Below are 1,225 nucleotides of genomic sequence, written 5' to 3'. Positions count from 1 at the left end.
TTTCAGCATGCGGTCTGTTCCGCCGGGAGCAGCGTCGGCGTAATCCGCCCGGCTTTCCCGGTCTGTTTCGTCTGTCGCGCTGCCTGGTTCGCTGTGCTCTTCGTCGTCATGATCGTCCATGTCCAGAGGCAGCTGGTCGATCTGGGTGGGGGCCGTGCTGGCGGCGACTCCGGCCTCTGTTGCTTCAAACAGGGGCGGTGCTTCGTGCGGATCCGCATCCTTATCCTTGAGGGCGGCGTCTTGCAGCGGAGTCTGACCGGCATAGGTGGCGGCCGCGCTTTCGGCAAGGGGCGCAATGCCCGGCACGGGGTAGGTACACAGGCCATCGCGGCAGGTGATGCGGCTCAGCAGCTGGGTGGCCTGACGCAGCCCCTCGTTGATGGTTTCGGCCACAAAGCCATTGCTCAGATAGTCCAGTATGCCGGTGCGCTGGAGTATCCTGTTCACGGAACGGCTGCCCACAACCAGAATGACGGGAATGCTGCGGGCATAGCAACGCTCCACAAATTGCGAGAGGGCGTATGCGCCCGAGGCGTCCAGCCAGAAAACACGGGTCAGGTGCAGAACCACAAGGCGTGTGGGCTCTTCGTCCTCTTCATAAAGCTGGCGCTCAAGCTCGTGGATGGCCCCGAAAAAGAGTGTTCCCTCAACGACATAAACGGCGATGCCGTTGGGCATGTTCTCCGGGGCCTCGCGCAGCAGGGGGTCATTGGGCCGCAGGCGGCGCACGCGGGGGTGTGCTGTTTTATAGATAAAAAGCACCAGCGACAGCAGTACGCCGATGAAGATGGCTTTTTCAAGGTCAAAGATAAGTGTGGAGGCAAAGGTAAGGGACAGCACGATCCTGTCGATGCGCGTGGCGACCAGGCACAGGCGTATGGCCTCGATATCTATCATCTGCACGGCAATGATAAGCAGAATGCCGCCCAGCGCGGGCAAGGGCAGCCATGCAATGAACGGGGCCAGCGCAAAAAGCATGGGCAGGGCCAGCAGACCGGAAAATACCGTACCCATGCGGGTGCGCCCGCCGGATGTGACCATAAGGGCGCTGCGGGTAAAGGAACCGCAGCCCGGTATGCCGGAAGTGATGCCTGCCGCCATATTGCCCAATCCCTGCCCGATAAGCTCCTGGCTGCCGTCGAAGCTGTCGTTTCTGACGCTGGCAAGCTGCTTGCCGATTGCCAGTGACTCCACCGTACCCAGCAGGGCCAGGGCCAACGCGGGA

1 protein-coding gene is annotated in these 1,225 nt (G+C 61.6%); it reads right to left on the bottom strand.

Going from position 1 to position 1,225, the window contains the following annotated elements; all coding sequences use genetic code 11:
- On the bottom strand, positions 1–1,225 hold a 1,225-nt coding region (locus V6C07_RS07505), incomplete at both ends, for a SulP family inorganic anion transporter (protein ID WP_333535744.1).

The organism is Desulfovibrio sp. 1214_IL3152, from assembly GCF_036763055.1.
Lineage (GTDB): Bacteria > Desulfobacterota > Desulfovibrionia > Desulfovibrionales > Desulfovibrionaceae > Desulfovibrio.
Note: the sequence above shows the minus strand (reverse complement) of the source record. Positions and strands in the feature narration are given on the sequence as shown.